This is a genomic window from Neobacillus paridis, assembly GCF_016765675.1.
In the GTDB taxonomy this organism is placed as follows: Bacteria; Bacillota; Bacilli; order Bacillales; family Cytobacillaceae; genus Neobacillus; species Neobacillus paridis.
Window position 1 is genome coordinate 123134 of record NZ_JAESWB010000134.1, and the last position, 12070, is coordinate 135203.

The following is a 12070-nucleotide window of genomic DNA, read 5'->3' on the forward strand; positions in this document are numbered from 1 at the left end:
AGGCAACGTTAAAATGACTTGGTAAAATCCAAGTCTAATTTTTCCTAACTATTATGAACAAAGGAATAATTATGTTATAATGGAATTAGAATTAAAAATAATGATTCGAAAAGAAGGAGGAACAAGGAATGGAATTTGTTCATTTACGAATGCAAAGTGCTTACAGTCTGCAAGATTCCACCGTTCGGATCGAGGAGGCCGTAAAAAAGGCAAAAGAGTTTGGGATGACACATCTCGCCTTAACGGACCACCACAATATGTACGGAGCGTTTCGGTTTCAAGGAGCCTGTAAGAAAGAAGGAATTGCGCCTATTTTTGGGGTAAACGTGATTGTAGATGGATTCCCTCTTATTCTGCTTGCGGAAACCCAAGACGGTTACACCAATTTGGTGAAACTTGTCACCTATGCAAACAGTAAGGGGAAAAAGAAGAATCTTCCTCAAGTCACTAAAGAAGAACTTTCTTTTTTCACAAAAGGGCTAATTGCTCTTTCAGGCGGCGTATCCGGTGAAATCTTTCAAGCATTACTGCAAAATAAACGAGTTAAAGCCTTTCAAATAGCAGAACAATATGTTTCCCTTTTTAGCAAGGACAACTTCTTTTTGGAGATTGCCTATCATGGGCTTCCGGAAGAACATGATTTGCTTTTTGGTCAATTCCACTCCTTTGTAGAAGAAATCAAACAGCGGTTCGACCTTTCCTATGTTGCCACAAACGACATTCATTACCTGTTAAAGGAACACGCTTACGCCCGTTCGGTATTTAATCAACTTCAAGGTGACACTCCTCCGTTTTGGGAACAGTACACCCAATATTCCAATGAATTTTACTTTACTTCTCCCGAAACGATGCACCGAAAATTTAAACTGTTTCAAGAGGCGTTGGAAAACACGGTTCGTATTGCCAAACGCTGCGAAGGAGTTCAAATTCCAACCGAGCGAAGACTGCCCGATTTTCCCGTCCCCAATGGACATACTGTGGAATCCTATTTCGAATACCAAGCATGGGAGGGCTTTAAAAAGCGTTTTCCTGTCCCCAAGCCTGAATACAAGGAACGACTGAAATATGAAATTGACATCATCAAGAAAATGGGGTTTCCTGCCTATTTTCTCATTGTTTGGGACTTCATTCACTATGCTAAACACGTTGCTCACATTTCGGTAGGACCTGGACGGGGTTCAGCTGCAGGAAGTTTGGTGTCTTACTGTTTGGAGATTACGGACCGATTAGACCCGATTGAACATGACCTTCTCTTTGAACGGTTCCTAAATCCGGAGAGAATTTCCATGCCGGATATTGATATAGATTTTGCAGATCACCGGAGGGAAGAAATGGTTGCCTACGTTCAGAAAAAATACGGGGCTGACAGGGTTGCTCAAATCATCACCTTCGGAACAATGGGAACCAAGACCGTTTTACGAGATATTGGCAGAGTTTTGGGTCTTTCCTTTCATGAGACTGCTGAATTGTCAAAAGAAATTGTCGATGAATCGCTTTCGGAAGCCAAACAACTTCCTTTTTTTCAGGAGAAAATCTCAAGTGATGATCGTATTGCCAAACTGTTTGAAATCGGAGAAATCTTGGAGGGTCTACCAAGACATACTTCTGTTCATGCGGCAGGCATCGTGATCAGCCGTCTTCCTGTTCAATCTTACGTCCCGTTAAAGGAAGAGGATGGCGTCATGATTACCCAATGGGATATGTCGGAAATCGAGCAAGTCGGACTCCTTAAAATGGACTTTTTGGGATTAAAAACATTGACCGTTGAAGACTATACATTCCAAAACATTTTGGAGACCACCGGACGAAAGTTGACGGTGAATGACATCCCTTGGCGAGATCAAAAAACATTTGATCTTTTGCAAAAGGGTGCCACCGGGCGTGTTTTTCAGTTGGAATCAGAGGGAATGAAGAAGACCTTGCGGAATATGAAACCGACCTCGTTTGACGACATCGTGGCGGTTCTTGCCTTATACCGGCCAGGTCCAATGGAATTCATCCCCGATTACATCAAGAACAAAGAGAGAGGCTCTTTTGAAGTCCTCCATCCCATCATGAAACCGATTTTAACCAGTACACAGGGAATTCTCGTCTACCAAGAACAAATCATGCAGCTTGCCCAACAGCTCTGCGGATACACACTTGGTCAAGCAGATGTCCTTCGGCGCGCCGTTGGAAAAAAGAAGAAAGAACTGATCGACCAAGAGCGGAACAACTTTGTCCCTCGGGCAGTTGCAAACGGTATTGACGAACAAGTAGCAAACGAAATCTATGATCTCATCGTTCGGTTTGCTAATTACGGCTTTAATAAATCCCACGCCGCTGCCTATGCCGTAATCAGTTACGATACAGCTTACTTAAAAGCTCACTTTCCGGTTGAGTTCATGGCCGCCAACCTTACCGTTGCGATCGGGGATTCAGACAAACTATCCAGCATTTTAGCAGAATGCAAACGGATGGATATTCCAATTCTCCCTCCAAGTTTAATGCATTCGCGGGATGTCTTCTCGGTGGAGAAGCTGTCAAACGGGTGTCTTGGTATTCGTTTTGGTCTGAAAGGAGTCCGAAATGTCGGAGTTCACCTTGCGAAAGCTATTCAAGATTCTCCTGATTTTGAGACGCTGGAAGACTATTTGAAACATATCCCCTCCCATTATTATTCAAAACAATCATGGGAAAATCTAATATATGCTGGGGCATGTGATCATTTAGGAAACCGCGGAACGCTTCTTCACCATTTGTCCGACCTTTTAGATTTAGCAAGAGAACATCAGGAATGGGAAAAGCAGGGGCAAATGTCCTTTTTCGAACTAGGCATGATTGGGGCAACGCCTTTGGAATATGAAGCAGACCCTCCTGCTATGAAATTGTTCAAGGAGGAAAAACGAGTCCTTGAGATTGTCTTAAGCGGACACCCGATGGATGCATGTGAGGATATTGTTTTGCCGTTTACCACTCATTCGATTGCGGAACTGGACAGCACCCACGACAAAGAATTTGTCACGATTGGCGGAATCTTCACCAACATTAAACAAATTGTCACCAAAAAAGGAAGGCGCATGGCGTTTGGTACGCTTGAAGATCAGACAAGTGAAATGGAAGTGGTTCTCTTTCCGAAAACCTATGAAGAGGTAAAAGAGAACATCAAACCGTTTACCCCACTCCTTGTGAAAGGAAAAGTGGAATGGGATACAAAAGAACAACATCCAAAACTCATTGTAGAATCCATAAGAACGGTTTTAACCGGAAGGCAAGTTTTGTATATCAAAGTCAAACACTTGGGACATGCCAAAACCCTAAAGTGGCATCTCTCCCAAGAAAATGGAATCACAGATGTCATATTCTATGATGAACAGAAAAGGATACTTGAAGCCCAAACCTTTAAGGTGCGGTTAAACAAAAAAACACTGGAACTGCTAGGAAAAGAAGTATATGAACTCTATTTGCACTAAAAAGGACTGCTATATGCAGTCCCTTTTTGTTAGTCATCAAAATCAAACAATTGGTAGGCCAATCGTTTCGTATGTTCGCTTTCCACCTTAAACGGCTTCGATTCAGCTGACGCAGGGATTCTCGAACTTTTTTCTTCCCCTTCTTTCTCTGTACTCCATTCTGCCAAGCTGGGAAAAATTTGATTGGGGTGACGCAGTAGATTTTCAATCATTGCTTGAATCAGCGCTTTGGTATGATCATCGTCTAGCCATCGTCTTTCGTCATCCGTCAAGTTTTCTAATGAAACCCGAACTTCATACTTATCCCATTCAGATAAGGCTTGAAAGAATAATTGAATCATTCTTTGCGAGAACCCCCTGCCCTCTTGCTGCTTCAGTTTGTTTAGTGTATCCAGTATTTCTTTTGGTGTGTCGCTGGGCAGGCGGAAGGAAATGGTGGAACCTGCTTGATAGTGAACCATCCCTCTCACCTTACTTTGTTTCTGTCAATTCTTTTTGTTCAAGATACATCTCAAGAAGTTTAAAATAGGCTCTAGCTATCATCCAAATACTATCGTCCGAATCAATAAAATAAAGCGGCAACTCGTCTTGTTCCTGATTAATCTTTTCGATATAAGGGCGAAGAATGAGAGCTCCTCCACCGATTAAATAGGCGCGGCGAATCGAGCGAACCCTTCCCCATAGCTTGTTCACCAATTTATATTCCTCTTTCGCAAGACGAGTTAAAATGGGCTTATAGATGTGCTGGATAGAAGTTCTTTTTCCTTTAATCCAGATATGCCCTCTTTCCTCGGAGTCTGGATGTGTCAAACAATCCACAATCTCCTTCCGGCTCTTAAAATAGGTCATTTTATATTCCTGTTCCACCGCTTCATTAATTTCATCAAGATAAGGAGAAACCCCTTCCCGAATCCCTTCAGAGTGCAAGTTGTCAACCGAACCATCTTTCATAATGATGGCCGCATCTGTTGAAAGTCCGCCAATATCCTGAATTAAAACATCCATTTTCGTCAATTCTTCGTTTCGTAAAGAACCGTCATCATTTGTCGTCAAGTCCACAAGTGCCGCCACCCCTTCGGTGTTGACGAGCACATGTTCAAAGCGGATTCTTACTTTCATTCCTTCGAGTTCCGGGGTTTGAAGAAATGTGACTTCATGGTAATTGTTGAGAAGTTTCTCTTTGAAACTTTTGCGCTTCCCTCTTTTGACTTCATTTAAAGGAAGGCCGGTTGACAGGTCATACGTTACCTCAATCGTCCCATTTACTGGTTCAAAGGAAGTGGCCGCATCGTAAGCAAGACCTGTTAAAAGAACAATGATCGGCTGATCCGATTCCGATTTTTCGCTATCAGGGGTTAATTCATCGTTGCTTTTGTACCCCGATGCAAGTTTCCCTACTGCAAAAGAGCCTTTCCCCTTTTTTAATGCACCTGATACTACTTGCACATGAAGACCACTTAAAATATCCTGCTCCATGTCGATAATATCCCTTTTTTCCACTGCCGCAATGACGTTAGGAATATATAACCTGTTCTTCTGGTTCCCCAGATACATTTTTAAACCATCGTTACCAATATCGCCTGCCACTTTTTTATAATTCACGCCAATTCCTCCTATTTTCTCTCCTTGCAAACATTATGTTTGCAACTAATTGATATTAGCAAACACTTTGTTTGCATTTCTCGCAAACTCTTAAACTATTGCTGTAACAACAATGTATCAATGTTTTATAAACTTGTAAACATTTTGTTTGCATTTGGCTTTTGAATAGCAAACATTTTGTTTGCATTTACCCAAACCAACCAAAAATACCCTTTTTCTCCTTCTTTTTCTCTTTTTCAGTTTGAACTCTGCTTAAAGTGCCAATAACCTCTTGCGCCATTTCTTTTTGCTCTTTTTGAAGCTCCGTTACTGATGATTGAACTTGTTCCGTTGACTCTTTCATGGTCTGGTTATAGTCTTCCACCTTCTTTTCAATGGAAACCATCTTCTCATTGACGGTCTGATGAATGTTTTGAATTTCCCCTCTTATGTCGGTATTAGCAATTGTCTGGATGGTGACAGCCATTTGCGTTATCATTTCCTTCATGTCAGCCACATCCTCCGACAACTCATCGTACTTCTCCGACAATTCGCCGTAACGTTGCGCCATTCTTTTAATCCCGTCAAAAACATCGACCATATATGGCTTTTGTGATTCGTCTTCTTCTGTTATGACGATTTCCTTTACGATTTGCCCCAACTGGTTGCGAATTTCTTCATTCGGTTCATTCGATTCTTTCATTTTTGCAATCAACTGAAACAATTCAATCGCTTCTTTTCTATATCGCATGGCTCTTCCGTGCCCTGTGGTCGGCAAATACTCCTTAAAGAGATCCGACCACTCTTTCAGTGTGGTTCTCGGCTTTTTCATGATGCGGGCAATTTCAGACAAAGAATAATGGACTTTTTCATAAGTGTAGGAAGAATCCTGGTCTTTATAGGTTTCCGTCATATCATCACCTTCTTTCGTCGCCATATCGGCAAATTTTTTCACCATTTTTGGCATCAATGCCACACTTTGCAGCCTTTCTTTGGGGATTGTCCCATCATTTTCTATTATAACAATCCGTCGTCAATTCGTGAACAAGTTTCCTCGTCATATCGTCATTATCTTTCGTCAAATCTACCTTAATTTCGTTATTTCTCAACAATCGTCGTTGTTCGCCTTCGTTATATCTCATCACATCGTCCTGTTATGCAATTTTGTCATTTATTCATCGTCATTCGGCTTCGTCACATCGTTATCTATTTATATAAAAAAATGAACTACCATAACTTCGTCGTTATTCACCTTCGCCTAGTCGTCATTCGTAGACGGAAGATCTATTTCCTAACATCCATTGAGTAGAGCAATTATAAACGGGAGGGGAGAGGGTCAATACTTGTTGAAAATATAAATACCTGAATTATTTGAGAATATCGGAATATTTAGCTATAATAGAAGTAACCCTTTCCAAACAAGCAACTTTCTTATGGGTAGGCAACTACCGATTTTGATTAGAAAGGGGTTTTGTGTTTGCAAAAGAAACCAAAAATCGTCAGTTTCTTTGCAGGCATTGGCGGTATCGACCTTGGCTTTCGTCAAGCGGGGTTTGAAGTAGCCGCCGCCTATGAGATTGATAAATTTGCTGTGCAGACGTATTTGTACAATGTAGGGAGTGAGGTGGTTCAACAGGATATAAAAAATCTAACATGGGAAAACCTTCCCGAAAGCGATGTTTGGACGTTTGGATTCCCATGCCAGGACCTTTCGCTTGCCGGACAGAGGCGGGGGATGAAGATGTATTGTGAAGACTGCAAAGAAGAGATGGACTATCAAGAATACGTTGAAATCCGTCAATGCGGAAGCTGCCAAAGTAAACAGATACGCCCCGCTACTCGTTCTGGGCTGTTTTTTGAAATCATGCGACTTCTTGATGAATGTAAGATTCACGCTCCGGAGAAACTCCCCAAAGTGCTCTTGGCTGAAAATGTTAAACCTCTAAAAACTTACCTCCCGCAACTAGAAGAAGAATTCAAACTCCGCCATTTCTCCATGCAAGCCCAGCTTTTTAACTCCAAATTCTGGGGTGTTCCTCAAAACCGGGAACGCTACTATGTTGTCGGCGTTCACAAATCTCTACGAAAAGACTTTGATTTCCCCAAACAACAATCCGATTTCATTCCTAAACTCTCCAGTGTTTTAGATCCTTTTGTTGATGAAAAGTATTACATCAGTGACGAAAAAGCAGCCAAAATCATCGAACAGGCCTTGAAACGCCTTCCTAAACTGGAAGAAATCCATGCTTGTTTAACTCCCGAACGTATCCATAAACGACAAAATGGCCCGAGAGCCAAAGAAAACGAAGCTCCGTCTTTCACAATTACCACTCAAGACCATCACGGAGTCATAAAAAAAGAAGTGGTCGGGGTATTGGTGTCAGGCAAATCAGGCTTAAGAGAAGTTGAACAATCCTGCACACTAGATGCTTGCTACTATAAAGGACTTGGGTCGAATCAAAACCGTATAGGGGTACTTGAAATCCTCACCGATGTATGGTGTCTAACCGAACAGAGAACAGAAGAAGCAAAACAAATCAGAAGGGAATACCGCCAAAAATACGGAATAGATTTTTGCCCAAGAAGGGGAAAAGAAGTCGCACCTAGAACTGATGATGTAGCGAATTGTATTACCGCTACCCAGTCCATTGAACAGCAATTGTTGGAACAAAGAATTGAGATCATTCCTATCCAAATCCTTTCCTCTAATGATGTTCTTCATGTAACAGAACAACTTCAATCCCTATGGACTACAAAAGACGGGGTTTCCTATGCAATAGACGCTCATTACTCGAAAGGGACTTCACCTCATGAAGTGGAAAAAGGAAAATCCAGAAGTACACAAGTCATTGAACCATCCATTCATATTGTAGGAATGTTAGGGGATGAAGGTTTTGAATCAATCAGACGGGTGTATGGAATCGACGGCATTGCTCCAACTCTCACCACCATGCAGGGAGGAAACCAGCAGCCGAAAGTTCTTGTCGTTGAGCCTGTAAAAAAGACGGAGGGGTGCGAGGGAAACCTTCTATTTGTGGGTGGAATCTCGTCTGAAAAATGGCTCGATGACGGAAAGGAATTCTCCCGAAACTTTAAGCAGGGGTATCGAGTCTATTCCGTCCAAGGAATCGGAGCCGCTCTCACAGCAAGAGGGGGAGGACTAGGAGGTTCCAGCGGTCTCTATCTTGTTGCTGTGGGCGCACGTTACCGCGTCAGAAAACTAACTCCAACGGAATGCGGCAGATTGCAGGGTTTCCCAATGGAGGCATGGGAACAAGTGGTTTCTGATTCCCAAGCATACAAACAATTTGGCAATTCCGTTACCGTTCCGCTGGTCAAAGCCATTGCTGAACAAATAAAAATATGCTGTTTTTCCTAAAAGGAGGAAAATCTTCTTTGTCTTTTTGTATATCGTATTTTTCCTTGAACAAAGGAATTTAATGGGATAAAATAAAAGTATTGAAATCATTTGTTTGTTTGAAATTGCACCATAACTCAACAAAAGGAGGTTTGTTTCGTGAAGAATAAATGGAAAATCCTCGGCTCTTTTCTCCTGATTTTTTCCCTCATTCTAGCCAACAGTTCAGTATCTTTTGCAAAAACCGTCAAAAAAACTAGCACCTCAAAGCCTAAAGTAACCAGCACAAAAATCATTACTGATAAAGACGGGAAACAATATAAAGCGCAGGAGTATAAGTATACCACCACTATCGTTACCACTTCTGTCACATATAAAAACGTGAAAAAACCGTATACCTACTATGATAATGTGAAAGTGAAGAAGACAGGCTATACAACGGTAAAAACAAAGGTTTGGGTACCTAATAAAAGCGGAGTAGACAAACATTGGGTAGCACAACCATGTGGTCTTGAAAGATCATCATGCAGATGGATGGGTGCAAAAATAGAATCATCCTCAAGCGGTGGTAAATACGTCACCAAAGTAATCAAAAAGCCTTACACCTACTACACAACGGTGAAAGTGAAAAAAACAGGTACAAAGACTGTAAAAGTACCTGTCGTTAAAACAAAAAAGGTCACTACCACACACACAGGAGTCAAAAAAGTCCCCATCAAATCCCCACCAAATAAGGATAAACAAACAGATAAACCCTCAACCAAAAATTCTAATAAAGATTCCAAAAACAACGGAAACAATTCAATAAAATCCGGTTCAACTAAACCAACGAATAAGAATCCCGGTAAAAACAGCGATCCCAAAGGTCCTGGAAAGCCAATTCCTCCAGATGTCATCCCTGAATACACGGTGTATTGGGATGTGTACATCTACTATGTCTCTCCATCTGCTGAAAATCCATGTAATGTCAATGGAGCCTCCTCACCTTCAGGTTCAGGAGTAGAAGTGGCAAACCTTAATACGTCTGGCAGCAATTTAAAATTCGACTTTGCTTTCTCTGACGTAGGAACTTACCGAGTAGACGCTTTTCCGATCTCCAATTTTGGAAACTTCAACTGGAACGGAAGAGGAACATCTTTTAATGTGGTAGTTCCATCCAAATATGTAGATGTTGACATGTCCATTCCTCCGCAAAAATGCGTAAAAGAGGTTCAACATTTCCTCTCTGGCGGTGGCGGTGTATTTAAAGGCAACAAGAATCAGATCAAAGACCACGACCAAGAAGTGGATAAAAAAAGTCAAAAAGGCTCAAGGTAAGAAACTACAACAGCTTGTAGAGGAAAGCCGTAAGAACGAATAGGAGAGGGAGATTCCTTCTCCTTTATAAAATTTTTTCTATCATTAACGAGAGGGTGTGTATATTCTTGTCCATTCATATGTATCTGCCTAAAAAAGCGTTCATTCCTATTTCATTTTTTGTCGTGATTCTCCTTTTTTTCGTGTCTTTCTCCTCAAATACCCAGGCAAAGGCTTTGCCTGCGTCTAAAAATCCATCCCTCACCATCCCTCAAACCAATTCCGTTTACAGCACCTTGTATGTGATATTTCCAAAACAAGTGTTTGAACAGTCCAGTCAAACAACCAATGCCTACATTCATAATCCCCAAACTCCTTACCAAAAGGTCATGAACTATGTAGACCAAAACCTTTACTACCGTGTGACTTACTACATAGAACCTTTTGTCCAGTATGCATACGCCAAACAGAGCATCACCATTGGGATAAGAAGTCCTATCGCATCCCCACAGAGTTTTCTCTCTATCAGAAGGGATCAGAAAAGAATGTTGACTTACATTCAATCGATCGCTATTCCACAAGAACGGTCTATTCTAAATAATATTTCAAACTATTCTTCCCGTTAAAATATGAAAAATATTTTCATGAATTACGGAATAATACTTGAAATATGTAATATAATCATTCTACTATAATACAAGAAACCCAAGCTTTCTATCTATTAGACTATTAGATAGAGAGCTCTACTCTTTATAATCCCTTTTTAAGGGTTTCATATACAAAACGATCATCAAGGAGGAAAGATCATGGAAATGAGAGTTAGCGCCAAAACCCATCCAAAAAGTTTAGGAGGGGCTATATTTAAGGCAATAAAAGATCATGGCGAGGTGACATTAATCAGTATTGGCGGGGGAGCGGTCAATGCTTGCAATAAGGCCCTCATTGTTGCCTCAAACCACTTTAAGCATGCGAAATTAAACGTCTCCTTCGAACCCGCTTTCACGGAAACCAATGTTCCTGATAAGGGAACTATTGTGGCGGTCTCATGGATTGTAAAAAAGCTATAAAAGGCTTCTTCTTTACTAATAATCGAAGCATCAAAACAGATGAAATAGAGAGGAGTGAGAATGTTGAAAGGAAAAAAAGTGAAGGAAAATTTTCTTAAAGCTGTAAATGTCATGGCATTAACAGGTCTCATCGCTTCTGGATTCTTGGTATCGTCTGGAGGCCATAAAGCCTATGCGGACACGATTGTTGGCACAAACAAAGGACAGGATGTCTATAAAGATGAGCAATCAGGAAATCTATACAAGATTAACTGGATTACTGAAATGGTGACTGAATATCGGGAAGTTACAACGGTTGTCCCGGAAACGAAGTACCGTGATGTAGAGCAAACAATCACAACGACCGAGTACAAAACAGAAACACGGACCCGCTATGATACGGAGTATTACACGGTTACGGTTCCTGACTATGAAACCCGCTACCGAGATGTGCAGTATTCCACTACATCCTACCGGACAGAGTATCGGACTGAAACCTACCAAGAACCAGTAACAAGGACGATTCAAGTACCACGCACAGTGACGTATATGGAGACATATAACTGTGGGAGATATATTCAGACTGTTTGTACACGTCCAGCAACCAAAACTGTATACGACTATCGACAAGTAACAGAATATGTAACCAAAACACGCCAAGTTGCCGTTGAAGTGCCTTACACTACCTATTACACGGTTAGTGAACCTTACCAAGTCCAAGTCGGCTCCCATGAAGAAACTCGCTCCCGTACAGTCCCCGTGAACTACACCGTTGAAGTGCCTTACACTACCACCAAAACCATCACTGTCCAGGAGCCTTACACAGTGATGACAACGAAAACGGTACAAGAGCCTTACGATGTCATCGTTCGTAGGACTGAAAAAGTGGACTATACCCCTGAACTTTTGGTCAATTCAGAAACCGCTATTAACCTCCAAGACTCCCCTGAAGAGTACAAAGGCAAAACCCCTAATCAGGTTCAAAGTCTTCTTTTGGAAAAACTGAAAAATCACCAATACGACCATGAAGTAAAACAGCAAATCCAACAACAAAAAGCCAATGGAACTCTACGCTTGAATCAGGATAACAAGTTTAATGCTTGGATTGATGAGTGGCTTAATAGAGGAATGGCAGACAACGGTAGTTCGAAAAAGTAATGACATCCCCCTTAAAAGGGGGATTTATTGCTATTATAGAAAACTATTATTGAATATATGAATAATACTTGAAAATAGGAATATATCAGATATAAAATAGAGGCTAGAAATCGTATTTTCTGGTCTTTTTTATTTCATCATAAATAGGAGGGTACTCTTCATGAAACGAAATAGTATGA

The 12070-nt window shown here is 41.2% G+C and carries 9 protein-coding genes; 6 read left to right on the top strand and 3 right to left on the bottom strand.

Annotated features, from left to right (window positions below; all coding sequences use genetic code 11):
• The first annotated feature begins 128 nt into the window (after nt 1-128).
• The gene (gene dnaE / locus JK635_RS08040) at nt 129-3452 is read left to right on the top strand and encodes a DNA polymerase III subunit alpha (protein ID WP_202653444.1); all 3324 of its coding nucleotides are present in this window, start codon (nt 129-131) and stop codon (nt 3450-3452) included.
• 29 nt (nt 3453-3481) lie between these two features.
• On the opposite strand, the gene JK635_RS08045 is transcribed toward dnaE, so the two are convergent.
• The 3 genes from JK635_RS08045 to JK635_RS08055 form a co-directional block, all read right to left on the bottom strand.
• A complete protein-coding gene (locus JK635_RS08045; RefSeq protein ID WP_202653445.1) occupies nt 3482-3913 on the bottom strand; it encodes a hypothetical protein in 432 nt (143 codons plus the stop codon).
• Between the two features lie 10 nt (nt 3914-3923).
• Entirely contained in the window at nt 3924-5054 is a 1131-nt protein-coding gene (locus JK635_RS08050; RefSeq protein WP_202653446.1) for an Alp7A family actin-like protein, read from the bottom strand.
• Between the two features lie 187 nt (nt 5055-5241).
• Nucleotides 5242-6000: a MerR family transcriptional regulator gene (locus tag JK635_RS08055; RefSeq protein ID WP_202653447.1), complete on the bottom strand. Its 759-nt coding sequence runs from the start codon at nt 5998-6000 to the stop codon at nt 5242-5244.
• Nucleotides 6001-6510: 510 nt separating this feature from the next.
• Here JK635_RS08055 and JK635_RS08060 point away from each other — a divergent pair.
• From JK635_RS08060 to JK635_RS08080, 5 genes are all read left to right on the top strand, one after another.
• Nucleotides 6511-8412 carry a DNA cytosine methyltransferase gene (locus JK635_RS08060; RefSeq protein WP_202653448.1) on the top strand — a complete coding sequence of 634 codons (1902 nt, stop codon included), beginning with the start codon at nt 6511-6513 and terminating at the stop codon, nt 8410-8412.
• A 138-nt stretch (nt 8413-8550) separates the two neighbouring features.
• The gene (locus JK635_RS08065; protein ID WP_202653449.1) at nt 8551-9708 is read left to right on the top strand and encodes a hypothetical protein; all 1158 of its coding nucleotides are present in this window, start codon (nt 8551-8553) and stop codon (nt 9706-9708) included.
• Nucleotides 9709-9815: 107 nt separating this feature from the next.
• Entirely contained in the window at nt 9816-10313 is a 498-nt protein-coding gene (locus JK635_RS08070; protein ID WP_202653450.1) for a hypothetical protein, read from the top strand.
• A gap of 180 nt (nt 10314-10493) precedes the next feature.
• Complete coding sequence (locus tag JK635_RS08075; RefSeq protein WP_202653451.1) at nt 10494-10754, top strand: stage V sporulation protein S; 261 nt, start codon at nt 10494-10496, stop codon at nt 10752-10754.
• A gap of 60 nt (nt 10755-10814) precedes the next feature.
• Nucleotides 10815-11891 carry a hypothetical protein gene (locus JK635_RS08080; protein ID WP_202653452.1) on the top strand — a complete coding sequence of 359 codons (1077 nt, stop codon included), beginning with the start codon at nt 10815-10817 and terminating at the stop codon, nt 11889-11891.
• Nucleotides 11892-12070 lie beyond the last annotated feature (179 nt).